The 24,477-nt window shown below is 72.2% G+C and carries 25 protein-coding genes and 2 pseudogenes; 11 read left to right on the top strand and 16 right to left on the bottom strand.

The annotated features are described in order from the left end of the window. Positions 1–111: 111 nt before the first annotated feature. Positions 112–861, top strand: a complete 750-nt coding sequence (locus tag ACZ7L7_RS14960; RefSeq protein WP_285512723.1) for a hypothetical protein — start codon at positions 112–114, stop codon at positions 859–861. Positions 862–884: 23 nt separating this feature from the next. On the opposite strand, the gene ACZ7L7_RS14965 is transcribed toward ACZ7L7_RS14960, so the two are convergent. The 6 genes from ACZ7L7_RS14965 to ACZ7L7_RS14990 form a co-directional block, all read right to left on the bottom strand. After that, positions 885–2,318: a S8 family serine peptidase gene (locus ACZ7L7_RS14965; RefSeq protein ID WP_472076020.1), complete on the bottom strand. Its 1,434-nt coding sequence runs from the start codon at positions 2,316–2,318 to the stop codon at positions 885–887. Positions 2,319–2,336: 18 nt separating this feature from the next. Further along, complete coding sequence (locus ACZ7L7_RS14970; RefSeq protein WP_471432616.1) at positions 2,337–3,167, bottom strand: radical SAM protein; 831 nt, start codon at positions 3,165–3,167, stop codon at positions 2,337–2,339. 24 nt (positions 3,168–3,191) lie between these two features. After that, positions 3,192–3,695: a hypothetical protein gene (locus tag ACZ7L7_RS14975; RefSeq protein ID WP_471432618.1), complete on the bottom strand. Its 504-nt coding sequence runs from the start codon at positions 3,693–3,695 to the stop codon at positions 3,192–3,194. A 285-nt stretch (positions 3,696–3,980) separates the two neighbouring features. After that, the gene (locus tag ACZ7L7_RS14980) at positions 3,981–4,199 is read right to left on the bottom strand and encodes a hypothetical protein (protein WP_472076022.1); all 219 of its coding nucleotides are present in this window, start codon (positions 4,197–4,199) and stop codon (positions 3,981–3,983) included. 15 nt (positions 4,200–4,214) lie between these two features. Next, entirely contained in the window at positions 4,215–4,508 is a 294-nt protein-coding gene (locus tag ACZ7L7_RS14985; RefSeq protein ID WP_453607031.1) for a hypothetical protein, read from the bottom strand. A 59-nt stretch (positions 4,509–4,567) separates the two neighbouring features. After that, positions 4,568–7,462, bottom strand: coding sequence for an AfsR/SARP family transcriptional regulator (locus ACZ7L7_RS14990; protein ID WP_472076046.1), 2,895 nt, complete (start codon positions 7,460–7,462; stop codon positions 4,568–4,570). A 172-nt stretch (positions 7,463–7,634) separates the two neighbouring features. Between ACZ7L7_RS14990 and ACZ7L7_RS14995 the strand changes: the two genes are divergently transcribed. From ACZ7L7_RS14995 to ACZ7L7_RS15005, 3 genes are all read left to right on the top strand, one after another. Beyond that, entirely contained in the window at positions 7,635–7,880 is a 246-nt protein-coding gene (locus tag ACZ7L7_RS14995) for a hypothetical protein (RefSeq protein WP_285512728.1), read from the top strand. Positions 7,881–7,882: 2 nt separating this feature from the next. Beyond that, positions 7,883–8,512 (top strand): sensor histidine kinase, encoded by a 630-nt coding sequence (locus ACZ7L7_RS15000; protein WP_285512729.1) that lies wholly within the window; start codon positions 7,883–7,885, stop codon positions 8,510–8,512. Between the two features lie 126 nt (positions 8,513–8,638). After that, on the top strand, positions 8,639–9,055 hold the full coding sequence (locus ACZ7L7_RS15005; protein ID WP_285512730.1) for a hypothetical protein: 417 nt from the start codon (positions 8,639–8,641) through the stop codon (positions 9,053–9,055). A gap of 70 nt (positions 9,056–9,125) precedes the next feature. Here the strand turns inward: ACZ7L7_RS15005 and ACZ7L7_RS15010 are convergent, their stop codons facing one another. Continuing rightward, entirely contained in the window at positions 9,126–9,821 is a 696-nt protein-coding gene (locus tag ACZ7L7_RS15010; RefSeq protein WP_285512731.1) for a L,D-transpeptidase family protein, read from the bottom strand. A gap of 152 nt (positions 9,822–9,973) precedes the next feature. Next, the gene (locus ACZ7L7_RS15015) at positions 9,974–10,759 is read right to left on the bottom strand and encodes an SDR family NAD(P)-dependent oxidoreductase (RefSeq protein ID WP_472076025.1); all 786 of its coding nucleotides are present in this window, start codon (positions 10,757–10,759) and stop codon (positions 9,974–9,976) included. Between the two features lie 51 nt (positions 10,760–10,810). Between ACZ7L7_RS15015 and ACZ7L7_RS15020 the strand changes: the two genes are divergently transcribed. Then, positions 10,811–11,359 carry a hypothetical protein gene (locus ACZ7L7_RS15020; RefSeq protein ID WP_285512733.1) on the top strand — a complete coding sequence of 183 codons (549 nt, stop codon included), beginning with the start codon at positions 10,811–10,813 and terminating at the stop codon, positions 11,357–11,359. On the opposite strand, the gene ACZ7L7_RS15025 is transcribed toward ACZ7L7_RS15020, so the two are convergent. Continuing rightward, positions 11,350–12,270, bottom strand: a complete 921-nt coding sequence (locus tag ACZ7L7_RS15025) for an SDR family oxidoreductase (RefSeq protein WP_285512734.1) — start codon at positions 12,268–12,270, stop codon at positions 11,350–11,352. The two genes, ACZ7L7_RS15020 and ACZ7L7_RS15025, sit on opposite strands and share 10 nt — an antisense overlap. On the opposite strand from ACZ7L7_RS15025, the pseudogene ACZ7L7_RS15030 reads away from it, so the two are divergent. From ACZ7L7_RS15030 to ACZ7L7_RS15045, 4 genes and pseudogenes are all read left to right on the top strand, one after another. Then, positions 12,269–12,571 (top strand): annotated as a pseudogene (locus ACZ7L7_RS15030) (winged helix-turn-helix domain-containing protein); the annotation flags it as partial. The gene ACZ7L7_RS15025 and the pseudogene ACZ7L7_RS15030 overlap by 2 nt on opposite strands. A 318-nt stretch (positions 12,572–12,889) precedes the next feature. Continuing rightward, a complete protein-coding gene (locus tag ACZ7L7_RS15035; RefSeq protein ID WP_285512735.1) occupies positions 12,890–13,219 on the top strand; it encodes a hypothetical protein in 330 nt (109 codons plus the stop codon). A gap of 65 nt (positions 13,220–13,284) precedes the next feature. Further along, positions 13,285–15,267 (top strand): VMAP-C domain-containing protein, encoded by a 1,983-nt coding sequence (locus ACZ7L7_RS15040; protein WP_472076027.1) that lies wholly within the window; start codon positions 13,285–13,287, stop codon positions 15,265–15,267. Beyond that, positions 15,264–17,465, top strand: a complete 2,202-nt coding sequence (locus ACZ7L7_RS15045) for an SAV_2336 N-terminal domain-related protein (protein ID WP_472076029.1) — start codon at positions 15,264–15,266, stop codon at positions 17,463–17,465. Before ACZ7L7_RS15040 ends, ACZ7L7_RS15045 begins: the two co-directional genes overlap by 4 nt. A gap of 6 nt (positions 17,466–17,471) precedes the next feature. Here the strand turns inward: ACZ7L7_RS15045 and ACZ7L7_RS15050 are convergent, their stop codons facing one another. The 5 genes from ACZ7L7_RS15050 to ACZ7L7_RS15070 form a co-directional block, all read right to left on the bottom strand. After that, complete coding sequence (locus tag ACZ7L7_RS15050; RefSeq protein WP_472076030.1) at positions 17,472–18,104, bottom strand: MBL fold metallo-hydrolase; 633 nt, start codon at positions 18,102–18,104, stop codon at positions 17,472–17,474. Then, positions 18,104–19,189: an S-(hydroxymethyl)mycothiol dehydrogenase gene (locus tag ACZ7L7_RS15055; RefSeq protein WP_472076032.1), complete on the bottom strand. Its 1,086-nt coding sequence runs from the start codon at positions 19,187–19,189 to the stop codon at positions 18,104–18,106. Before ACZ7L7_RS15055 ends, ACZ7L7_RS15050 begins: the two co-directional genes overlap by 1 nt. Positions 19,190–19,280: 91 nt before the next feature. Beyond that, positions 19,281–20,117: an SDR family oxidoreductase gene (locus ACZ7L7_RS15060; RefSeq protein WP_453607052.1), complete on the bottom strand. Its 837-nt coding sequence runs from the start codon at positions 20,115–20,117 to the stop codon at positions 19,281–19,283. A gap of 133 nt (positions 20,118–20,250) precedes the next feature. Next, entirely contained in the window at positions 20,251–21,165 is a 915-nt protein-coding gene (locus ACZ7L7_RS15065) for a DNA-3-methyladenine glycosylase family protein (protein ID WP_453607055.1), read from the bottom strand. Between the two features lie 65 nt (positions 21,166–21,230). Then, positions 21,231–21,527 (bottom strand): hypothetical protein, encoded by a 297-nt coding sequence (locus ACZ7L7_RS15070; protein WP_285512742.1) that lies wholly within the window; start codon positions 21,525–21,527, stop codon positions 21,231–21,233. 169 nt (positions 21,528–21,696) lie between these two features. On the opposite strand from ACZ7L7_RS15070, the gene ACZ7L7_RS15075 reads away from it, so the two are divergent. Further along, complete coding sequence (locus ACZ7L7_RS15075; RefSeq protein ID WP_285512743.1) at positions 21,697–22,059, top strand: nuclear transport factor 2 family protein; 363 nt, start codon at positions 21,697–21,699, stop codon at positions 22,057–22,059. Between the two features lie 14 nt (positions 22,060–22,073). Here ACZ7L7_RS15075 and ACZ7L7_RS15080 read toward each other — a convergent pair whose 3' ends face one another. Both ACZ7L7_RS15080 and ACZ7L7_RS15085 read right to left on the bottom strand, forming a co-directional pair. Next, on the bottom strand, positions 22,074–23,030 hold the full coding sequence (locus tag ACZ7L7_RS15080; RefSeq protein ID WP_285512744.1) for a CU044_5270 family protein: 957 nt from the start codon (positions 23,028–23,030) through the stop codon (positions 22,074–22,076). Next, positions 23,023–23,556, bottom strand: a complete 534-nt coding sequence (locus tag ACZ7L7_RS15085) for an RNA polymerase sigma factor (RefSeq protein WP_285512745.1) — start codon at positions 23,554–23,556, stop codon at positions 23,023–23,025. The genes ACZ7L7_RS15080 and ACZ7L7_RS15085 overlap by 8 nt, the downstream gene beginning before the upstream one ends. A gap of 118 nt (positions 23,557–23,674) precedes the next feature. On the opposite strand from ACZ7L7_RS15085, the pseudogene ACZ7L7_RS15090 reads away from it, so the two are divergent. Continuing rightward, positions 23,675–24,477, top strand: a pseudogene (locus tag ACZ7L7_RS15090) (cytochrome c oxidase subunit I); the annotation flags it as partial.

Here is a 24,477-nt window from a genome sequence, read left to right on the forward strand (position 1 = left end):
CGTACGAGGGCGGTCCGCCCGGCCGGGTGAGGACCTGTGCCTCAGGCCGGTGCGGCGGCGGGCGGCGACCATGTGCTGCGTCCCGCACCCGAACCCACCCGTGGGAGCGCCATGCCGACGCCCACCTCCCAGAGCACCGTCGCCGTCTGGACGACCGGTGTTCTGGCCATGATCCCGCCCGTCCTCGCCGCCGCGGCGGGGCTGCTGCTGCACTCGCAGGACGCCGAGCGGGTCGCCCAGCTCGCCGCCGTCCTCACCGCGCTGATCACGGCCGGTGTGCCGGTGCTGCACCGCTCGACCGGCGCCGACTGCCGCCGGGCCGCCGACGACTGCGGTCATGTCACCCATCTGACGGGCCCGTTGCCGAGGATCGTCCCGAGCGCCACGACGGTCGCGCTGTCGCTGGCGCTCGGGGTCGCCGCGTTCTGGCTGCTGTACCTGCTGAGCACCTGGCTCGGTCTGGGCAGCCTCGGCTATTGGAGCGGCGAGTACCCCAGCGACCCCTCGGAGGTGTACCGCAAGGTCGCGCTGCGCGGTCTGCCGGTCCTGGTCCCCGGTGTCTTCGCCATAGGCGTGGCCATGGCGCACCGGCTGCACGGTCTGGCGCGGCCCGTCCTGCTGCTGACGAGCGTGCTGTTCACCGTCTCGGTGCTCGTCAGCAACGCGGTGCTGGTCCGCCACCGGCGCAGCGAACCGCTGCCGGAGGACGTGTATGTGCCGCTGTTGCTGGGCGCGCTGGCGTGGCTGGTGTGCCTCGCCGCCCGCGCGTACGCGGCCCGCACCCAGCGGCTGTTCGACCTGATGCAGGCGGTGCGGCTGGAGCACCGCCGCACCGCGGAACCGGCGGACAGCCGGGCCTGAGACCCCTCGGGGCCCGGTTCCGCTCACGGCCGGCGGCCGAGCAGGCGCAGCGCCCGGTCGGCCCGTACGAGCTTGAACCGGTGTGTGCCGTCGGGGGCGAGGGCGGTCAGGCCGCCGGTGTCCGGGTTGCCGGCGCCCTGGTCGACGTCCAGCGCGCTGTCCTGGAGCAGGGTGCGGATCCGGCGCGGGGTCAGCTCCCGGTCGGCCTGCCGCAACAGGGCGCAGACTCCGGCGACTTGGGGTGCCGCCGCCGAGGTGCCGCTGAGCACCACCCATCCGTCGCCGGGGGTGGTTCCGTCGCCGTCGGGGTACGGCTTGGCGGCCCGGTGCTGGTCGATGCTGGAGCCGCGGGGCGCGGGCAGCAGGATGTACGTGGCGCCCGGCCGCATCCCGACCAGGCCGCACACATCGGGCACGACCCGGCCGCGGAACAGGGCGCTGGTGAAGGCGCTCGCGTAGTCGGAGGCCCGGTGCACGCCGTGCTCGTCGCGGTGGACCCCGCCGACGGCGATGACGCCGGGGTGCTGCGCGGGGAAGGCGTAGTGGCCGTTGCCCGCCGCGCACACCACGACGACCCCGGAGCGGACCGCGAGGGAGACGGCGACCGCCAGCATGGGCTCGATGGCCTCCTCGGGTGTCTTGACGTGGTACTCCAGGCTCATGCTGATGATGTCCGGCTGCTGCCGGAGCGCGGTGTTGAAGGCCGCCAGCAGATTGGTGTCCTTGGCCTTGACCATGGTGAAGTCGATGCCGGGCGCGACCGCGAAGGCGTTGGCGGACTCACAGGTGCCGTGCCCGTCCTCGTCCACCTCGGGGTCGGCGGTGCCCGGCCCGAGGACGACGGTGCCGCGCAGGCCGCGTTCCCGGAAGTACGGATGGGGCTCCCAGCCGGTGTCCACCATGACGAGCCGGACTCCGGCGCCGGTGATGCCCTGGTCGTGGGCGGCGCGGGCGCCCAGGTACTCGGCGACCATGTCGGTAGTCAGGTGCCAGTAGTCGGGCTTGGGGACGGGGGCGGCGGTGCCGTGCAGGGTGGTGGCCGGCTGTTCCAGGGCCACGCCCTCCAGGAACTCGGCGGCGGGCAGCCCCCGGGTGGAGATCAGTCCGGGCCGGTCGGCGCGGGCGGTGTCGAGGAAGGTGCGGGTCCTGCGCAGTTCCACCGCGCCGGGCTGGATGACCTCGCGTTCCTCCGTGATCAGGGTGGTCTCGAAGTAGCGGTCGTACAGCTCGGGCGGACCGGCGATGTTGATGCCGGCCGGTGAGCTGTCGAGGACGGTGAATCCGGCGGCGGCCAGTTCCCGTTCCGCGCGCTGCGTGACCACGTCCGTGGCGAGGTAGTCCTCCACGTTGTCCGCCCTGATCTCACCGGCGTCGAAGACGGACTCGCCGCCCTGCGAGCGCGGTGACGCCTGCGCGTACACCAGGCTGGGCAGCCGTCCGTCGATCCTGTAGGCCATGTGTGGTTCCCCCAAAGGTCAGTGGCGTGCGGCCGGTACGGCCAGTGCCAGGTAGCGCGGTCCGTCGCGCAGGACGAGCCCGGCCTCCGTGAAGGTGTCCAGGACGCGCCGCACGTCGTCCGCCGGTTCGCGCGGTCCGAGCCGTGCGCGCACGGCGTCCGCCGTCACCGGCCGGTCGCAGCAGGCGAGGTACAGATCGGCCGCTGTTCCCTCGAAGACGTGGGTGCCCGCGCCGTCGCTTCGTCTGCTGTCGTGGATCTGCACGTAGTGGGGTGCCCGCCGGTACTCCAGTACGGGCGGTGCCCCGCTGTCGCTCCAGGCCTCCTGCCAGTCGGTGACCGCCGTGCGCAGGCCTGCGTAGGCGTCGTCGGGGAGCGCGCCGTCGAGCCGGTAACTGAAGAAGTAGGCGACACGGTCGAGATCGGTGTCGGCGGGATAGACGTAGCGGTAGGGCGGTGCGGGGCGCAGGTCGCGCAGGATGCCCTCCCGGTCGGTGAAGAGCGGGCTGAAGCGCTGCATGGCGAGGCGTCCGGCGTCCCCCGGTGGTGTCAGATGCCACAGGTGGGGCATCAGGGCGGCCTGTGCGGAGCAGTCCTCGGGCCGCTCGCCGGGAAATCCCCAGAGCAGGTTCCAGTCCACCTCAATTCCGTAATGCCGCGCCCAGCGCAGGAGATTGACGTTCTGTGCCACTGTCACGCCCTTGCGCATCAGGCCCAGTACGCGGGTGCTCAGTGATTCGATTCCGGGCTGGATCCGGGTCACGCCCGCGTCGGCCAGGAGTTCGATCTGGGTCCGGGTGAGATTCGCCTTCACCTCGTGGAAAAGGTCGTAACTCGCCTCGCTTTCCACGAGGGCCGGGAAAAGGGTCCGGAATTAGCGCATGTCGAGGATGTTGTCGACCGCCTCGAAGCGGAAACTGCGGTATCTGCGGGCCAGGTGGGCCAGTTCGTCGAGGACGCGCGGGCCCGACTTGGAACGGAAGTTCATGGTCTGGGCGTTGAGACCGCAGAAGGTGCAGTGGTGTTTCGCGCCCCACCAGCAGCCGCGTGCGGTTTCCACGGGGAGGTGGACGGCGCGGGACGCCGTGCGGGGCAGCAGTCCGAGGTTCTCGGCGCGCCGGAAGTACTCGTCGTAGTCCGGCATCGGCAGGTCGTCGAGGTTCCGGGTCGGTAGTGCCGGTGGTCCCATGACGACCTTGCCGTCGACGCGGCGGGCCAGCGCGGGTACGGAGCCGAGGTCGCCGCCGGTGGCGAGGGTCCTCAGGAGGTGGGGGAAGGCGGTGTCGGCCTCCCCGATGACGGCGGCGTCGACGGAGTCGACGGTGCGGACGAGTTCCGGGCCCATGGGGGCGTCGAAGTTGGCGCCGCCGAAGACCATGAACAGGTGCGGATGGCGCTGTCGCAGCCGCCGGGCGAGCGCGATGGAGGCCGCGTTCTGCTGGAACGTCGAGGTGAAGCCGACGACACGGGTCTCCTGCCAGTACGGCGCGTCGGCGAGCGCGTCGAGGTAGGCCGGGACCTCCCGGCGCCGGATGTGCAGGAGGCGTTCGCGCAGGCGGTCGGCGGGGATACCGTGCTCCCGTGCCAGGTCGTCGGCACAGAGGTCCAGGTAGTCGCCCCGCGGATCGGGGGCTGCGGGCCCGAACGCCGCCGGGGAGAACAGTCAGTCCCCCGCCAGCTGGCCGGGCCAGTCGGCGAGCGTCCGGTACGTCTCCACGCCGATCCCGGCCGCGAAGTCCAGGTTGGCGTGGACAGTACGGGCCGGGAAACCCTCGGCGCGGGCGAGCGCGGCGAGGAGACCGGCTTGGAGGGACGGGCGGCGGTCGTCCATGAAGGGCATGCACACCAGGACGACCGGCCAGGCGTCGTGGGCCGACGGCATCACGCGGGCCCCGGATCAACACCGCCCGGGTTCGGAGTCGGGTGGGTCGAAGTCCGGTGGTTCGGCCGTCACCGGTTCCGGCGAGTAGAGCTCGTACACCTTGAACGCGCGCCGGGTCTTTTCGGCATCGGAGCCGGGCAGGAGCGTGCCGAGCGTCTGCGCCACCGGTGTGTCCGGGACGAGGACATTTCCCGCCACGTCGAACACCAGACGCAATGCCCTGATCTCGGCGTCGGTGAATATATCCACCCGTTCCAGTTTTTCGGCGAGGCCCACGATGTCCCGCCAGTCGACTTCTTCCTTTTCCACGATCTTTCCCCCTGTCGTGCACGGAATGGCGGGGAGTCTGACGACGCGCTCACCTTGCGTCAAGGGACTTGATTTTCCGGCGAGTTGGATTCCGTTTCGGCGGTGAGGCGGGCGCGTACCTCGGCGGCCCGGCGATGTCCGAGTTCGTCCAGCACGTCGGCCGACCGCCGCAAGGCCGCGGTCGCCGCACCGCGCTCCCCGGCGGCCAGGTGCAGGTCGCCGAGTGAGTAGAGGGTGTCGGCCTCGTTGTAGCGGTCGCCGGTCTCCTCGTAGAGCACGAGCGCCCGTTCGAAGCACTCGGCGGCCTGCGCGTAGTGGTGCAGATGTCGGTGGATGTGACCAAGGCTGTCCCAGGTGTCACCCTGGTCGAAGCGGTCGTCGGCCTCCTCCAGCAACCGGAGGGCCTGCTCGCAGTGGGTGAGCGCCTCCTCGTGGCGGCCGAGCCGGGAGCAGAACCAGCCGAGGGCGTTCAACGCCCGCGCCCGCCCGGTGCGGTGGCTGGCCGCGGTGAACAACTCCAGTGCCCGGCGGGCGTGGTCAAGCCCCTGTTCGTACTGTCCTTTCTCGTCCCGGAGCCAGCACAGCGTCCGATGGGTGTGGGCCTGGCCGAGGACGTCGCCGAGTGTCTCGTACAGGTGGAGTGCCTGCCGCATGTGGGTGGCGACCTCCTCATAGCGGCTGAGCCTCATGTACGCATACGCCAGGCAGCCGTGCACCACGGCCTGTCCGTGCGCGCTCCCGGCGCGCCGGGCGGCGCCCAGCGCACGCTCGTGCGCGGCGGCGGAGTCGTGCCAGTGCCCGGCGCGGTCGAAGTACGGCTGGAGCGCCCAGGCCAACTGCCAGGCGTGGCCGTCGAGTCCGTGGTCCACGGCCAGCCGCTGCACCGCCAGCAGTACGGCGTGTTCGCGCAGGAACCACGAGAGCGCCTCGTCGTGTCCCGCGAACCGCTCCCCGGTGACGGGTGCCCGGGGCGGGGCGAGGGTGATGGGGTCGTCCCGGTGCGGGCTCAGGTGGAGGCTGGCGCGGTAGGCGCTGTGCAGGTAGTGGTCGAGCATGCGGCGCACCGCGGCCGTGCGGTCGGCGGAAGTGTCGTGCGTACGGGCGAGTTCGGCGGCGTAGGCGCTCAGCAGGTCGTGGCCTGCGTATCGGTCGGCGGCCGGCGAGAACAGCAGGTGACTTGCCGTCAATTCGGCGAGCTGTGAACGGACTTGCGCGGCAGGCAGTCCGGCGATTCCGGCGACGGCGGCCGTGCCGATGTCGGGGCCCGGGTGCAGGCCGAGCAGGCGGAACAGCCGGGCGGCGGGTTCGGTGAGCCGGCGGTAGGACCAGGAGAACACCTTGCGCACGTCGGTGGCCGCGTCGCCGCCGTCGAGGAGGTCCAGGGCACTGTGCGCGGCCCGCAGTTCCTTCGCGACAGAGGCGAGGGGCAGTTGCGGCTGGGTGGCGGCGTGCGCGCCGACGATGGCCAGGGCGAGCGGGAGCCGCGCGCAGGAGGCGATGATGTCCTCCAGCGCGTCCGGGTCGCCGGTGAGCCGGTGGCCGCCGATGCGGTGGCCGAGGACGTCCGTGGCCTCGGCGCGGGACATCAGGCCCAGGGTGACGGGCCGGGCGCCGTCGGTGATCACCAGGCCGGTGAGCAGGTTGCGGCTGGTGATGACGGTGCAGCAGTGCGGTGAGCCGGGCAGCAGCGGGCGAACCTGGTCGGTGTCCTGGGCGTTGTCGAGGACGACGAGCATGCGCCGGTTGGCCAGCAGGCTGCGGTAGAGCCCGATCTGGCCGTCCGGGTCGACCGGGATACGGCGGGGCGGGACGCCGAGGGCGTCCAGGAAGCCGCGGATCGCCTCGGCGGGGCGGACGGCGGGGCCGCCGGGGTCGAAGCCGCGGAGGTTGACGTAGAGCTGGCCGTCGGGGAAGCGGTGGCGGACGCGGTGGGCCCAGTGCACGGCGAGGGTCGTCTTGCCGACGCCCGCGGTGCCGCCGATGGCGGTGATCACGGCCATGGCCTGCTCGGGGCCGTCCGGGTCCGTCGGCAGCAGGGCGTCGAGCAGCGCGAGTGCCTCCTCGCGGCCGACGAAACCCGCGACGGGGTGCGGGAGTTGGGCGGGTACGACCGGGGCGGGCAGTGCGGAACGGGCCGTTTCCACACCGGCGGGTTGGGCCTCCCCGGCGTCGAGGGCCGGGTCGGCGGCCAGGATCCTCGTGTGCAGGCGCCGCAGTCGTTGTCCCGGTTCGATGCCGAGTTCGTCCCGCAGCAGTCGGCGGGCCCGGTGGTAGACGGCCAGGGCCTCGGCCTGCCGTCCGGAGCGGTGCAGGGCGAGCATGAGCAGCCCGTGCAGCCCTTCCCGCAGCGGGTGCGCCTCGGTGAGCTGCCGTACCTCGCCGGCCAGGTCGAAGTCGTCGCCGAGCGCCAGGTCGACCTCGATGCGCTCCTCCAGCACGCTCAGCCGCCGCTCGGCCAGCCGGTCGCGCTCCGCGTCCAGTAGCGGGCCCGCCAGCCCTTCGCAGAGCGGGCCCTGCCACAGGCGCAGCGCGGCGCGCAGGCACTCCGCGGTCGCGGGCAGGTCACCCCGGGCCCGAGCGGCATGCGCCCGCCCGATCAACTCCTCGCACCTGCGCAGGTCCGACTGGTGCGCCCCCAGGGTCAGCAGGTACCCGGCCTCGGTCCAGGCGAGCAGCCCCGACGGGCTGCGCGGCGCGCGCTCGGGTTCCAGCACGCGGCGCAGCGCCGAGACATGCCGTTGCACCAGGTTCGCGGCCCGCGCCGGTACGGCCTCGCCCCAGACCGCCTCGACGAGCCGCTGCCGGTTCAGGGGCCGTCCGGCGTGCAGGAGGAGCACGGCGAGCACGACGCGCCGCTGCGACGGCCCGAGGTCCAGCTCCTGCCCGCCCCGCCAGGCGCGCAGCGGTCCGAGCACCTGGAACCGCAGACCGTCGACCGACTCTCGCCCAGTCATCACACGGGCCCCCACCCTCGTCCCCTGCCGTCCAAGCTAGCGCCGAACCGGTACCGGCACCGCAGGCTCGGAGTGCAGCGGCCGGTGCAGTGGTGACTGCAACCCGGGATCGCACGCTGGTGCCCGAGCCGGGGCGAGTACAGGCACCGCCCCCGAGCACCGGGGAGTACCCATGACCGACATCCTGACCGCGGCCCGCGCCGAGGCGCTGTTCAGCAGCGACCTGGTGACGGGCTCGGCGCCGACCCGCACCGAGATCGCCTCGGCGATCCGGCGGGCGATCCGCCGGCACGGCGGCAGCCTCGGCTGCGCGGGCACCCTGGCCCACGCCTACGGCGAGCACCCCGAGACCGCGCTGCCACGGATGCGCTGGGCGCTGAGCCAGGTGCGGTCCGCCTACCCGCGCCGACGGGTATGAACATGCCCGGGGTTGGCGTGGAGGCCGAGCGCGCCCGCCTCCGCCGCGAGCTCCACGACGGACTGGGCCCTTCGCTCTCCGGGATAGGCCTGTGCGCGCAGGCCCTGGCGGATCTGCTGGACGGCAGTGGCACGGACGCCGAGCGGGCGCTGCTGGACCGTATCCGCGCCGAGGTGGCGCTGGCGACCGCGGAGGTCCGCCGGCTCCTCGACGGGCTCGCGCCCGCCGCGCTCGCCTCGCACGGGCTGGTGGAGGCATTGCGCCGACATGCCCGGTCCGTCTCCCCCGCGACGGCCGTGGAGATCGTCACGTCGTCACTGCCGAACCTGCCCCCGCCCCTGGAGGCGACGGCGTACCGGATCGTGACGGAGGCGGTGACCAATGTCGTACGGCACGCCGGTGCCCGGCATGCCCGGGTCACGCTGGCGGGGCGGCGGCGGTCCCTGCTGATCGGTGTCGCCGACGACGGCCGAGGGACCGGGCGGGTCAGCCCGGGTGTGGGCCTGACCTCCATGCGGCAGCGTGCCGAGGCGGCGGGCGGACGGTTCTCCCTGCGCAGTACGCCCGGAGGCGGTACCGAGGTACGGGTACGGCTGCCGCTGGAACGGCCCCGCGCGGCCCAACCGGTGTGATCCGCCGCCCGGTCGGCCCCGGACAACGTCCCGCCCGGGTCGGGACCCCTGCCTCTGCTCCGAAGGCGCCGGGCGCCGGACCGTTGAGGCGTCCATCACCGGCCAGTTCCGACAAGGAGTCGTCCCATGGCCTCTGGCACCTTCCAGTCGCTCCCCGTCCCCACCACCGCCCTCGACGGCCGTATCGGCGCCATCGTCCTGGACCCGGACGGCAACCCCGCTGATGTCGTCAACAAGGGCACCCCGGTCACCGTACGGATCGACTGGCACCTCACGGGCTTCCTCGTTCCGCTGCTCTCCGGCACCTGGTACGTCCAGGTCAAGGTCGACGAGATAGGCTGCCCGGACGACTTCCCCGAGCCCGCGGCGCCCGCCTCCGTACCGATGAACGGGGGCGACTACCAGCGCGACATCGTCCTGTCGAACCTCCAGGCCGGCCGCACGTACGCGCTGCTGGTCCAGCTGACCTACCGCAATCCGGCCGGGGCGCCCGCGCCGCTGGGCGGCTATGTGAACGTCGGCACGGTCAACGTGCTGCTCTGACCACTGTCACCGGGGGAGTCCGCGTCCCGCCCCGCCGTCACGGCCGGGCGGGACGCGGGCGTCGGCCGGCTCAGGTGCCGGGCTTGCGGCCGTACACGTAGACGTCGTCGCCCGTCTTCAGCAGCGACCAGTACTTCTTGGCGGTCGTCTTGGTCATGTTGACGCAGCCGTGCGAGCCGGGCGGGTTCCACATGCTGACGCCGACCGAGTGGAAGGCCTGGCCGCCGTCGAAGAACTGGGAGTACGGCATCGGCACGTTGTAGATCGTCGAGACGTGGTCGATGTTGCGCCAGTAGATCTTCTTCAGGCCGGTGCGGGTCTCGTAGCCGTTGCGGCCGGTGCGCACCGGGACCGGGCCGTAGACGAGCTTGTCGCCGTCCTGGATCCAGCTCAGCTGAAGCGTGAGGTTGACGCAGGCGATCCGGCCCTTGTTGGTCGGGCACTTGCCGGCCTTGTTCGGCTTGTTGCCCACGGCCTTCTGCTTGTTCATCAGGTCCATGACGCCCCAGGTGACGGGGCCGGCGTACCCGACGTTCGGGGAGATGCCGTGCTTGGTCTGGAAGGCCTTGATCGCCTTGCAGTCGGAGGAGGACTGCTTGCCGTCGACCGGCAGCCCGAGGAACTTCTCCACCTTCTTCTGATACGGCCCCGTCTGCGTGGTACAGCTCGCGGCCTGCGCCGGAGCGGCCCCGAGGGCGACCGTGAGCGGTGCCGTCAGTGCGGTGATGCCGAGGAGTACGGCTCCTCGTCTGCGTATGTCCCCCATGGCCGGTACATCCCTTTCCGCCGATGTGACGCGCTGTGCCGCGTTCTCTGCCAGCTAGACAGGTGTTGGGGGCCGTTGGTTGTAGGCCGGGGCCGGTTGTGACCGAACGGTGAAGTACGGGGTGTGACCAGCCGCTATGCCGCTCCTGGAGGTCACTCCGGTGCGGCCGACCGGAGCCCCGTGTTGATGGCGGTGATGCCTCCGTCGACGACCAGGGTCGTGCCGGTGATCCAGGAGGCGTCGCGGGAGGCGAGGAAGGCGATCGCGGCGGCGATGTCCTCCGGCTCGCCGACCCGGCCCAGGGGGTACACCCGGGCGAACGCCTCCAGGTCGGCCTCGCGGCCCTCCCAGACCGTGGTGCGGATCGTGCCGGGGGCGACCAGGTTGACGCGGACCCCGCGGGGCGCGGCGTGCTCGGCGAGGGTGCGGGTCAGGGAGGCGAGGCCCGCCTTGGCGGCGCTGTAGGCGTGGTTGCCGAAGCTCTGGATGCCGTTGACGGAGCCGACGGTGACGATCGCGCCGCGTCCGGAGGCCACGAGGTGGGGCAGGGCGGCGCGGCAGCAGCGGTAGGCGCCGGTGAGGGTCAGGTCGAGGTCGTGGGCCCAGACCCGGTCGTCCTCGTCCTCGAAGCGCGGCTCGTCCGGGGTGCAGCCGTAGGCGTTGTTCACCAGCACGTCGAGGGAGCCGAAGGCGGTGACGGTTCGCTCCACCGCCGACTCGACGGATGTACGGTCCCCCACGTCGCAGGGGTACGCCTCCGCCCGCAGGCCGTCGCCCCGCAGCGCGGCGGCGGTGCGCTCGGCCGCGGCCTCGTCCACGTCGGTCACCAGCACCCGCGCCCCCTCCGCGGCGAACCGGCGGGCGGTGGCGGCGCCGATGCCGCGGGCGGCGCCGGTGACCAGAACGCCGTACCCCTCGAAGCGTGTTGTGTCCGTCATGCTCCCCCACGGTAGTGCCGTCGAGATCAACTCGGCAGCTACCGTGCACCCATGGATGTGGTCCTCCAGCAACTCCCCGCCCTGCTGGGCGTCGTGATCGGCGCCCTCGGCTCGTACCTGGCGCTCGTCCGCAGCGACCAGGCCCGCTTCCGGCGCGAGGAGGCGGCCCGCTGGGAGGAGCGGCGGCTCGCGGTGTACTCGGACTACGCGCGCTCGGTGAAGAAGACCGTCACGGTCACCTACCGGGTCGCCGCCGCGCTGGGCTGCGGCACGCACCCGGACCCGCTCGCCCTCGACGAGGCCAAGCCGCTGCTGGCCGAGGCCAATGAAGGGCGGGACCCCGCGGGCGAGGCGCTGCTCATGCTGGGCAGCGTGGACGTGGTGGAGAAGGCCCGGTCGTGGGTCGTGACGGTGATGGAGATGGAGCGCTTCGTCCGCGAGGGCCGGCCGGACACGGAGGCGTGGCAGGCGCTGCTGGACCGGCAGCGGGCCGGGCGCGAGGGCTACTACACCGCGGTCCGGGAGGACCTGGGCCTGCCTCCCGGACACTCGGCACGCTGGCGGCTCCCGGTGACGGTCCCCGCGCCTGATCAGCGGTAGCCGGTGGTGTCGGCGGGCTTGCCCGCGTCCTGCACCTCCACCAGGTACCGCCAGGCGTCGGGGCGGCTGCCGTCGAGGTCGGTGAAGCCGTACTCCTGCGCCAGACCGCCGCTGGAGAGGGAGGCGCCGTTGAACCGGGCCACCTCCGGGTCGGCGGCGAGGGCGGCGACGGCGCGGCCGACGTAGCGCGGGGTCTCGGAGATCGCGAAGTGCGGCACCTTGTCAAGCGCGTCGCGCCAGTTCTCCTCGTGTACGCCGAACGTGTCCAGCATGATCTCCGAGCGCAGCCAGCCGGGGGTGAGGGCGAGGGCGGTGGCGCCGCGGGGGCCGAGTTCATGGGCGAGGGCGAAGGCCATGCGCAGTACGGAGGACTTGGCGAGGTCGTAGAAGAAGGAGACGCGGTAGTGGTCGCGGTTGTACTCGGCGGTGCCGTCGGTCATCTCCACGACCAGACCGCCGGGGTGGCGCAGGAGCAGGGGCAGCGCGTAGTGACTGGTGACCGCGTGCGTCTCGACCGCGAGCCGGAGCAGGCGCAGACCCTTGTCGAGGTCGTGCTCCCAGACGGGGGCGTCCCAGGCGAACATGTGCTCGCCGCCCCAGATGTCGTTGACGAGCACGTCGAGGCGCCCCTGTTCGTCTGCGATGCGGTCGACCAGGGCCTTGACCTGATCCGGCTCCAAGTGGTCGGTGGGTACGGCGATACCGAGCCCGCCCGCCTCGGTGACCAGATCGGCGGTGTCCTCGATGGTCTCCGGGCGGTCGTACTCGGAGCGGCGATCTCGTGTGGTGCGGCCGGTGACGTAGACGGTGGCGCCGGCGGCACCCAGTTCCACGGCGATCCCGCGACCGGCGCCACGGGTGGCTCCGGCTACGAGGGCGACCTTGTCCTTGAGGGGCTTTGGCTGGGGCATGGGTGTCCGGCCTTTCGGGTGCGGGAGTGTGCGGGGTGTTCGGGGTTTACGGTTCCTGGTAAGTCGGACATCTTGTGTCGGGTTTCTTGACCGGATCGGAGCTCTAGGGGCTGTGGCGAGTAGCGTGCAACGGATCGTGGATGCGTTGTTGAGCCAAATAGCCGAAGGTGCTCTGCCTCCCGGCTCAATCCTTCCGACCCAACGCTTCCTGGCGGAACAATTTGGGGTGTCCCGCGACGCTGTGCGGCGCGCACTCCAGCAACTGTCAGAGCAGGGCTACATCGCGGTTCGGCAGGGGGCCGCGGCACGTGTGGTCCGGTCACCGTCCAAGCACGCCGTGCTGTGGGAAAGCCGCAGCACCAGCCTGCGCTCCCGCATCCGAGCCGCCCTCGAATCCCGGTCCGTCACCATCGACGCGTTCGCACTGACAGGACAGTCACTCGCTCGACACCTACGGTCGTACGTCGGGCCCAGGCCAAGTAGAGAGGTCCTCCCCGAGTCGATCCGTGTTCGCATCCTGATGCCCCGAATCGACGATGGACTCCCGGCGGCGCTGTCCTTGAGCGCTGCCGAAGGCGCCCACCCGTTACAACGGCTGCACTCCATAAGGAGCCAGAACATGGCTTCCATGGACAGCTCGCTCAGCGAACTTCGCGAGCTCGGGGTGTCCAGGTGCAGCATCGAACACAGAGAAGCTGTCCTCGCTCCCATGCAAACGCTCTACGTGCTCAACGAGTCCGATCTCGTCACCGGGTTCTACTCGATCACCCCGGCTTCCAGGCCGTACGGTCTCCCCCCTGCGCGAGACATCCCGGATGTCCTGGAACTACGGGGCATGCTCCATCACTACAGCGCTTCCGGTGAAAGTCCCCATCCAGACAGCGTCAAGGCAGTCGCCCGTGCCAAGCGCTGGTTCGACATCATGTGGTCTAACACCCATCGCGCGTAAGCGCATTGGGCCGGGACGCTATGGTCGTGATCTGTCAGGGCCGAGGGAAGAGACAAGGATCGCGGGTGAGCCATCAGGCCGACTCGCTCGCCGAGCGAACGTACGCCCTCGTCGTGGGCGTGGAGTCCTACGACGCTCTCGGCCGCGACTGGCGGCTCCCGGGCGCGGCCCACGACGCCCACCGCTTCGCGCGCTGGCTGACCGGTTGCGGTCATGTGCCGCCCGCCAACGTCCGGTTGCTCCTCTCCCCCCTGCCCGGCACAGCCCTGCCCGACGCGGACGGACTGCCCGACGCCCGGCCCGCGACCGAGGCGAACATCAAGCACGCCCTCCTGACCGACCTGGCCTCCCGCGACGGCGACGTCCTGTGGATCTACTGGGCCGGTCATGGCTTCGTGAACGGCATCGGGGATCCGCTGCTCCCCTACGCCGATGCCAGCGGCTCCAGCCTCAGCAACCTCAACCTCGGGTCAGCACTGCGGCATTGGCGGTCCGACTCCGTAAGCCGCCGACGCTTCCGGCGGCAGATCGCCCTCGTCGACGCCTGCAGGGTGGACGAACGCCAGGCGGCGCGGCTGCGGTTCGAGGACACCAGGTTCCGCGAAGGTCCGCGGGTCGGAGGGCGGGAGCAGTACGTCCTGTACGCCGCGCGGCCGGGCGAGGTGGCGCGCAACCAGCCGGGGCAGCGGTCCGGCCTGTTCACCCAGGCTCTGCTGAAGCGGCTGGAAGGGCTGAGCGTCCAGCGGAGCATCGAGCGTCTGACGGAGATCGCGCAGGGGCTCCAGTGCGACTTCGAGACCATGCGTGGCAACGGCCTGGCCCGGCAGACCCCGACGTTCGAGATCCACCGTGGGTGGAAGGACTCGGCCGTCTTCGTCGAGCCCGCCTCCGGGGAAGCCGAGGACGGCGCCCCCCGTCTCGACCAGCCCGCCTGGGACGGCCTCGCCGCCCTCGCCCGGGAACACCCCCTGCCCGCCTGCGCCCACGACGCCTACCGCTGGGCCTTCGACGTCTGCCGCTGTGCGGCTCCCCTCTCCGACGCCGTGCCCGAGGGCGGGCTCACGGAGATCGTCCGCGATCTCGACGACCACCAGGGCAGGCCGGGACTGCCGCTCGCCCTGCCGTTCGTCCGCTATCTCGCCGCGCACGCCCCGGACCGGGAGTGGGGTGCGCGCCTCGACACCTGGGTGGAGCAGACCCGCACGCGCATCGGCGCCCTGCCCGTGCCTCCGGCACCGGAGCCTCCGCAGGAGCCCGGCGCGCTCCATGTCCAGCTCGGCAAGGCCCCCTTGGAACCCGGCGGTTACCTCATACGCCTGTGGCGCTACCGGGGCAGGTTCACCTCGGAGTGGGAGTCCGGCACCGCGCTCGCGCTGCCCATGGCGCGCGCTGAAGTCGGCCGGCGGATCGCGGACTTGGTCGAGCGGTACATCGACGAGGACCCCGACGGCACCGCGCCGGACATCGAGCGCGTCGAGTTCCACATCCCCCGCGAACTGCTCGACGAGGAGTTCGAGAACTGGGCGGTGCCCGCGGGGGCGGAGGACGGCACCGAACCGATGGGCGTGCTCTTCGAGGTGGTGGTGCGTTGTCCCGACGAGAGAAGAGGCGTGGCGCGTCAGAAGTGGCGGGCGAAATGGCGGGCGTTGGAGCGCCAGGGACGTGGCGGCTGGGAGGCGCCTCGGGTGGACGCCTCGCAGCCGGTCTGGGTCGTGTCCGAGTCCGAGGCGCCGGGCAATCTCTCCGCGCTCCTGCAGGCCAAGGACCTCCCCGTGTGCGTCCTCGCCGGCGTCGAGCACGCCCGGCTGGGCGACGTACTCAAGGCTGTGCTCTCCTCCGGTGTCCCCATCGCCGTATGGCGCCGGGGTGAGCCGCCCGACGGCGGCCCGGAAGACCTGGCCACGGCACTCGCACCGGCCAGCGAGCCGATCGACCTGCGCACGCTGCCCGGCACAGTGCGCCGACTGCGCATCGCGGCCGAACAGCCCTTGGTGCTGCTCTGGGACGACCCAAACCGAAGGCCTGAGTCCGGGCGGCTGACGTCGTGATCGACAGGCTGCGGCAGATCATCGCGGACGCGGGCGCCGAGGCGGGCCCCGAGGAGATCGCCGACATCCTGTGGCTGGCCCGCCGCCTCACCTCCGGGGCCGAAACAGCCGCCACGCCCCTGCCGGAACTCGTCCCCGAGCCGCCGCCGACGCCGCCTCCAGCTCCCCCGCCGCCCCACCCCGGCACCGTGCCCGCCGCCCCGCCCACCGGCGACCTGCTGTTCCCCGCCTCGCGCCCGCAACCGGCCCCTGTCCCACAGCCACCGCCCCACCACCGCACCCGCCGCGGCACCCCCGTCCGCGTCACCCGCGCCGCCTCCCTCGACGACCCGCTCGCCGTCCTGCGCGCCCTGCGCCCTCTGGGCCGCCGGCGCCTGCCCGGCAACCGCGTGGAACTGGACGAGGAGGCGACCGCGGAGGCCGGGCTCGACCATCGGACGCTCACGCCGGTCATGCGCCCGGCCCGTGAGCCCTGGCTCGATCTGACCCTGGTCGTGGACACCCACCGCTCGATGCTGCTGTGGCACGACCTCCTCGCCGAACTGCGCGCACTGCTCACCCGGATCGGCCTCTTCCGCACCGTGCGTGTGTGGTTCCTGCGCGCCTCCGCCGACATGGGCGTCACGGTCTCCCGCACGCTGGGCGGACAGCCCGAAAAGCTCGTCACCGGCCACCGGCACAGCCTGATCCTGCTCGTCAGCGACACGGTGTCCGAGGCCTGGCAGTGGCCCTCGCTGCGGGCCGCGGTGAGCCAGTGGAGCCGCCACAGCGCGGTGGCACTGCTGAACGTGCTGCCCGAACGCCTCTGGGACCGCGGCGGCGTACCACCGCACCCCTGCCTGATGTGGGCGCCCGCGCCCGCCGCGCCCACCGGCACCTGGAACCCCGCCGTGCTGCCCGTCGTGGACGCCTCCCCGGCCGCCCTGTCCAAGCTCGCCACTCTCGTCGCGGGCAGCGGGAGCCCGCGCCTCCTGCCGGCTCTCCCGCTCGACGCCGACTGGTCCACGGACCTGACACCGGCCGAGCCGCACCCGGTCGTCGACGACAGCGACGCCCTGCGCGCCGTCCGCCGGTTCGAGGAGAGCGCCTCCCCCGGCGCCCGGGAACTGGCCGGATACCTGGCGGCCGTGCCCCTCACCCTCCCCGTGATGAACCTGGTCCGCCGCGCCATGCTCCCGCGGTCGGACCACGGCCACCTCGCCGAGGTCGCCCTCGGCGGGCTCTTTGAGCCCTGGGAGGCGTACGAGCACACGGACCCCACATACCTGGAGTTCCGCTTCCTCCCGGGTGTCCGCGACACCCTCCTCGGCGGACGGCTGCGCCGGGAGATCACCGCCGTCCGGGAACTGGTCCGCCATGAGGTGGCCGCCTACCTGGACGAGCACCGCCGCCCGCACGACTTCCCGGCGCTGCGGCGTTCCCCCGCCGTGGACGGCACGCATGACATCACCGTCGACGCACTGCCGTTCGCCCGCATCGCTCCCCCCGATCCGAACGCCGAGCGGCACACGCACGAGTCCATCGCCGCGACCCTCCGCGGCGAGATCGCCTCGGGCATCCTCCCCGTGGGCGCGAGGCTGCCCATACAGGCCTTCCTGACCGAGCATTTCGGAGTGCCGCTGAGCACTGTCCGGCGCGCCCTGAGCGAACTGGAGGCCGAGGGTCTGATCCGTCGCCGACGCGGCGCGCAGGCGACAGTCATCGCACGGCCCCCCTCGCCGGAGGCCCGGACCGCCCACGAACGCGAAGTGCACCTCGACGGCTCCGCGCTGGGCATGGCCGTCCACGCCGCGTTCGAGGAAACCCATGTCACCGTCGACGCGGTCGTCGCCGACACGGCCCCGCTGGTGGCTGCCCTGCGCACCCAACTCGCGCGCGTCGGCGAGCGCGTCGTCCGCCCCGCCTCGGTCCGGGTGCGCCTGCTCCTGATGGGCGGCACAGGCAGCAGCGACGTCGACGCCACCCGGCAGCTCCTCGCGGCAGCTCTGCCGCCCGGCTCCCCCGTGTCGTTCACCGTGCGGACGGCCGCCGCCCAACCCCCCGTAGAGCTCTACCTGCTGAACGGCCGCACCGTACTCACGTCCTACGTGCACATCCCCGGCGAGAACGCCGAGGCGCTCCACGTACAGCCCGAGGAGCGCCTGGAGGAGACGCGGTCCTGGTTCGAGTCCTGGTGGGAGCTGTACGAGGAGCGCTGACCGGGCTCAGTGCCCCCGAGCGATCCACTCCTCCAGGTGCGGCGCCTCCGCGCCGATGGTCGTCGAGTCGCCGTGCCCGGTCAGGACCTCCGTCTCGGAGGGCAGGGTCAGGAGCCGGTCCCGGATGGAGTCGATGATCGTCGGGAAGTGGGAGAAGGAGCGGCCCGTGGCGCCGGGGCCGCCCTTGAAGAGGGTGTCGCCGGTGAAGACCGTGCCGAGGCCGGGGTCGTAGAGGCAGACCGCTCCGGGGGCGTGGCCGGGGGTGTGCAGGACGCGGAGGTCGGCGCCCGCGGCCTCGATGACCTGGCCGTCCAGGAGGTGGGCGTCGGGGTCGCGGTCGGGGTGGGTCTGCTTCCACAGCGGCAGGTCGTCGGGGTGGAGCCAGATGGTGGCGCCGGTGCGCTCGGCGAGCGCGGGGGCCGCGTCGATGTGGTCGTTGTGGGCGTGGGTGCAGATGATGGCCCTCAGGGTGCGGTCGCCGACCGCCTTGGCGATGGCGTCGGCGTCGTGCGCGGCGTCGATGACGATCACCTCGTGGTCGTCGCCGACGATCCAGACGTTGTTGTCGACGTCCCAGGTGCCGCCGTCGAGGGTGAACTGCCCGGAGGTGACGAGTCGTTCGATGCGTGGGGCGGTCATCAGAACACCACCACCGAGCGCAGGACGTCACCCTCGTGCATCCGCTCGAACGCCTTCTCCACCTCGTCCAGCGCGATGGTCTCCGTCACGAACGTCCCCAGGTCCAGGCGGCCTTGCAGATGCAGGTCGATCAGCATCGGGAAGTCCCGGGAGGGCAGGCAGTCGCCGTACCAGGAGGACTTCAGGGCGCCGCCGCGGCCGAAGACGTCCAGCAGCGGCAGCTCCAGCTTCATCTCCGGGGTCGGGACGCCGACCAGGACCACCGTCCCGGCCAAGTCGCGGGCGTAGAACGCCTGTTTGTACGTCTCCGGGCGGCCCACCGCCTCGATCACCACGTCGGCGCCGAAGCCTCCCGTCAGCTCACGGATGGCCTCCACCGGGTCCGTACCACGCGAGTTGACGGTGTGTGTGGCACCCATCGCGCGGGCCTTCTCCAGCTTGCGTTCGTCGATGTCGACCGCGATGATCCGCGCCGCGCCCGCCAGCCTCGATCCGGCGATGGCGGCATCGCCGACGCCACCGCAGCCGATGACGGCGACCGTGTCGCCGCGTCCGACGTTGCCGGTGTTGATGGCCGCGCCGATCCCGGCCATGACCCCGCAGCCGAGCAGACCCGCCACCTGCGGCGAGACCGACGGGTCCACCTTCGTGCACTGGCCGGCCGCGACCAGCGTCTTCTCCGCGAAGGCGCCGATCCCGAGCGCCGGGGAGAGTTCCGTACCGTCGAGCAGAGTCATCTTCTGCTTGGCGTTGTGGGTGTCGAAGCAGTACCAGGGGCGTCCGCGCAGACAGGCCCGGCAGTGGCCGCACACGGCACGCCAGTTGAGGATCACGAAGTCGCCGGGGGCCACGTCCGTGACGCCCTCCCCCACCGACTCCACCACGCCCGCCGCCTCGTGGCCGAGCAGGAACGGGAAGTCGTCGGAGATCCCGCCCTGTTTGTAGTGCAGGTCGGTGTGGCAGACCCCGCATGCCTGGACGCGTACCACGGCCTCGCCGGGCCCGGGATCGGGCACGACGATCGTCTCCACCCGTACCGGCTGGTCCTTGCCCGGTGCGATCACGCCGCGTACCTGCTGCGCCATGGTGCTGACCCCTCACTTCATCGGTCGGTGTCCTCGGCTTCGACCCTACGCGTGACTGATCGGAAACGGCATGTGGCGGGCGGAAAGCGGGTCATGTGCGGAGCACCTGTTCGAGAGGCGTGGCGGGGTGCCCGGTCAGGTCCTCGATCGCGGTGGTCACTCCGGCCAGGGAGCCGTCGGCGATGGCGGTGTACGTGGAGACCCAGGCGTCCAGTTGCCAGTCGGGGGCGCCGTGGACGCGCCGGGAGGCGTACGCCTCGTCCACCGTCTCCGGGACGTACGAGACGGGGCGGCCGGTGACGGCGGCGATGGTGGCCGCGATGGCGTCGAGGCCGAGCGCCTCGGGACCGGTCAGTTCGTAGGTGCGGCCCGCGTGGGCCGACGGGTCGCGCAGGACGGCGACGGCCGCGTCGGCGATGTCGTCCTGGGCGACCACGGCCGCCCGCCCGTCGCCCGCGGGGCCGCGGATGACGCCGTCCTCGCCGACCAGGGCGGGCATGAAGTCGGCGTACAGGTTGTCCCGCAGGAAGGTGAACGGCAGCCCACTGGCCCGCAGGTGCTCCTCGGTGTGCCAGTGGTCGCGGGCGAGGGTGAAGGTGGCGTCGGGGGCGGCGCCGTAGAAGGAGATGTACACCAGGTGCGCGACCCCGGCCGCCGCCGCGGCGTCGATGAAGGTGCGGTGCTGCTGGACCCGGTCGGGGGTCTCGGAGGCCGAGACCATCAGGACGACGTCGGTGGGGCGCAGGGCGCGTACGACGGCGTCGGGGTCGTCGTAGGAGGCGGACACGGCGGTGGCGCCGGGCAGTTCGGGGGCGCGGGCGGGGTTGCGGACCAGCAGGGTCTGCGGGAGTCCGGCGGCGGCCAGCCGGCGGGCGATACGTCCGCCGAGGCGGCCGGAGGCACCGGTGACGGCGTACGTGGGGGCCATGGGGTTCTCCTTGGGACGGCGAGGGGCCAGAAGTCGATGGGTATCAGACGTGTGTGCGGTCCTCGCCCAGGACACGCGGTGCGCCCGGCTGGGACACGGCCTGTCGGAGCGGACCTGGCCGAGGCATGCCCGGCTAGTGGAACGGCCCGGCCCGAGGTGCGCGCGGTCCGTGGCGCGGGGCGGCGCCGGGGCTGAGTTCGAGGAGGCGGACCACTCGGTAGCGGTGCGGGCGGAAGCGCTCGTAGTAGGGCTCGACCTCGTCGTCCGCCAGGGGGCGGCCGAGCAGCGCGACGCCCGTCATCGTGGCCAGGTGGTAGTCGCCGAGGGGCAGGGCGTCCGCGTCGCCGAGGGCGCGGTGGCCGACCTGGGCGGCGGTCCAGACGCCGACGCCGGGCAGGTGTGCCATGAGGGCGTAGGCGCGTGCGGGGTCGTCGGCCGCGGCCTCCAGCCGGGCCGCGTGGCGGGCCGCCTCGACGATGGTGGCGGAGCGGTGCAGGTCCACGCCCGCGCGGCGCCACTCCCAGCTCGGGACGGTGCGCCAGGTCTCGGGAGGCGGCGGCACGCGCATGCCGTCCGGGGCCGGTCCGGGCGGTGTGGTGCCGTAGCGGCGGACCAGGCGGGTGAAGGAGGCGAACGCGTCCACGCCGACGACGCGCTGTTCCAGTACGGCGGGCACCAGGGCCTCGAAGAGGCGGCCGGTGCGGGGCACCCGCAGACCGGGCAGGCGCCGGACGGCGGCGCGCAGGACGGGGTGCTCGGGGCGGAACAGGTCCGGCCGGTCCCGCTCGCCCAGTTCGCGGCGGACCGAGTCGGTGAGTTCCGCGGCGCCGGGGCCCCAGGCGTCGACGCGGAGGTCGTCCCGGCGGCGCTGGCGGATGCGGTAGGTGACGGGCCCGGAGGCGGTCAGGGCGGTGCGCCACAGGGTGCCGTCGGATTCGAGCCGGTGGGTGGGGTCGTGGCGGCCGCGGCGCAGGGCGGACAGGGTCAGCGCGGCGTCCACGGGGAAGGGTGGCTGCCAGTGCACCGACCGGTCCGGGGGCTCGGGCATCTGTCACTTCCGTCGGAGGGCCGCCCGAGCGTGCGGGCGGCCCTCGCGGTGGGGGTGGGGCGGGGTCAGTACGCGATCCCCGGGAGGAGGTTCGTCACCGGGGCGACCAGGTCGGTGACCTGGTGCAGCTGGTTCAGCTCGCCCGGCACCTGGTTGAGCTGGTTGAGCTGCTGCGAGGGCCGCGGGAGCGTCGCCTTGTGCTCCTCGGGGAGGTCGCTCACGGTGAGCGAGTCGAGCATGCGGATCGGGCTGAGGTTCCCGGCCGGGGCGTCCGCCTCGGCCGCGCTCGCCATCGGGGCGGCGAGGCCGGTGACCGACACGGCCAGACCGACGGCGGTGACGATACGTCGTGTTGAGATCATGTCGGGAGCAACGCGCGCGGCCCCCCGCCGGACACGGCCCCGAGGCTCGGCTCACTCGTCAGGCGGACCGGCTCCGCCGGGCTTGCCGAGGCCGCCGGTGCGGAGGAGCCTCGTAGGTGAGGCCGGCGCGGCCCGCTCCCCAGGGCCGCGGGTCTCCAAGGAGGTCACCATGGGCACCGCGGCAACCCCCGGCTTCGACACCGAAGCCCTGCGTCGGGGCATCGAGGGACAGGCGGCGACGCTGCTGTCGCTGTACGCGGACGACGCCGAGCTGCGCGTCGTGGACCGCAACACCCAGCCAAGCCATCCCCGGGTCCTGCACGGCCGTGACGAGATCAGCGAGTTGCTGGAGGACGTCTACAGCCGCGACATGACCCACAAGCTGGAGAACTGCGTCGTCCAGGGCGACACCATGGCCTTCAGCGAGTCCTGTGTCTACGGCGACGGCGTGCGCGTACTGGCCGAGTCGATGGCCTCGCTGCGGGACGGCAAGATCGTCGAACAGACCATGATCCAGGCGTGGGACGAGTGAGAGGGGCCCGCTGATCAGCGCATCCAGGCGCGGTATGCCATCACGTCACCGGCCTTGACGCCGTACTCGGGCTGCGCCCGGGTGAAGGTGGTCTCCAGCCCCAGTACGGCGCCGGTGGCCGGGTCCATGATCAGCATCTCGCGGGTGCCGGACCGGTCGAGGACGTACGCCAGTCCGCGCCGCCCGAGCCGGTCCGTGACCTCACCGGCGGGCCGGAGGTCCCCCGTGTCCGCCAGGAGCCGCGCGAGCGCCGCGGACTCCCGGTCGCCGAGGGTCCAGGTGTCCAGCAACTCGTCGACGGTGTCGAGGAGTTCTCCCGTCGTGAGGTCCGTACGGCTGTACGCGGCCTCGCGCAGGTAGGCGCGCAGGCGGGCGGGGTCGCCGGGCGGTGGTGACTGCGGCGGGGCGTCGCTCCAACTGGGCGGGTAGGTACGGCGGCTGAGCACATGGCCGTCGTCGACGGCCTCTCCCTCGCCGGTGAGGACCGGGCGCCCGGGGTGGCGCGGGTCGGTGGCGACGACGACCTCCGTGCGGCTGTCGTCGGCATGCCAGCGCACGACGCGTTCCTCGGGGAGTGTGACCGGGGGTTCGTCGTCGCTCATCCCGAGGCTCCAGGACTGCACATGAGTGCCCTTGCGCAGCGCCGGTGAGCCGTCGGCGCGGGCCTGCGCGCGTGCGGCCAGGGCGTCGAGGGTGACGGGGGTGGTGTCGGCCCGCACCACGAGCGGGCGGGGTGCGGCGACCGCGGGAGCGGTGGTCCGGCCGCTGAGCAGCAGCGCCGACACCAGCGCGGCGACGACGGCCGAGGCCGCCAGGGCCCACATCCGGCCGCGTCCGCGGCGGGGCGTACCGCCGCGCATCAGCCGGGCGAGGTGCTGCTCGGCCCGTCCGTCGAGGGGGCCGTCGCCGTAGTGGGGGCCGTCGGTGGGCACCGGGTTGGCGTTGCGCAGGAGGTCGAGTTCGTCAGCCACGGCCGTACTCCTTGGCGGGGATGGTGGGGCACATGCGGTCGATCTCGGCTCTCAGCCGGCGCCGGGCGCGGTGCAGGCGCATGGCGGCGGCGCGGCGGCCGCAGCCGAGGACGACTGCCACTTCGTCGACGCCGAGTTCCTCCCACGCCGTCAGCCGCAGGACCTCCTGGTCGGCCGGGGAGAGCCGGGCGAGCGCGTCGTGCACCCAGGCGCCGGGGGCGTCCGCGTCGGGGCCCGCCTCGATGTGCCGGCCGTGGGCCGCGTCGTCGTTGCCCAGCCGGCGCACCAGCCGCCGCCGTCGGCCCTGCCCGCGTACCGCGTTCGCCAGGCAGTTGCGCGCCACGCCGTACAGCCAGGGCAGCGGGGCCGCCGGCAGATCGGCGCGGCGCCGCCAGGCCACCGTGAACACGTCCGCGACGACTTCCTCGACGTCGTCCGTACGGCCGTCGAGTCGGCGCGCGACATAGCGGCTGACCGCCCAGTAGTGCTCGCGATAGGCAGCGGCGAAGGTCTCGTCGTCGCTCATGTCCCGTTCGTGTCCGGCACCCCCGGGATCGTCACACCCCGGTTCGGTGATTCTTGTCGCGTCCGTCGAGTGTGACGTGCGCTGTTCGCGCGGACACAGGCGGGTCGTGAGAGACCAAATCAAATGGCTGACGACAACCGACCACAAGACGATCGGAACGCTCTATCTGGTCACGTCGTTCGTGTTCTTCGTGATCGGTGGTGTGCTGGCGCTCTTCATGCGCGCCGAGCTCACCCGGCCCGGTCTGCAGATCATGTCGAACGAGCAGTTCAACCAGGCGTTCACGATGCACGGCACCGTGATGCTGCTGATGTTCGCGACGCCGCTGTTCGCCGGCTTCGCGAACTGGATCATGCCGCTGCAGATCGGCGCCCCCGACGTCGCCTTCCCGCGGCTGAACATGTTCGCCTACTGGCTGTACCTGTTCGGCTCGCTGATCGCGGTGGCCGGCTTCCTGACCCCGGACGGGGCGGCGGACTTCGGCTGGTTCGCCTACAGCCCGCTGTCCAACGCGGTGCGTTCGCCGGGTATCGGCGCCGACATGTGGATCATGGGTCTGGCCTTCTCCGGCTTCGGCACGATCCTCGGCTCGGTCAACTTCATCACCACGATCATCTGCATGCGCGCCCCGGGCATGACGATGTTCCGCATGCCGATCTTCACCTGGAACGTGCTGCTGACCGGTGTGCTGGTCCTGCTGGCCTTCCCGGTCCTGGCCGCGGCCCTGTTCGCGCTGGAGGCGGACCGCAAGTTCGGCAGCCACATCTTCGACTCCGCCAACGGCGGCGCCCTGCTGTGGCAGCACCTGTTCTGGTTCTTCGGGCATCCAGAGGTGTACATCATCGCCCTGCCGTTCTTCGGCATCATCTCCGAGGTCATCCCGGTCTTCTCCCGCAAGCCGATGTTCGGCTACATGGGCCT

Source organism: Streptomyces sp. NPDC110618, from assembly GCF_055657065.1.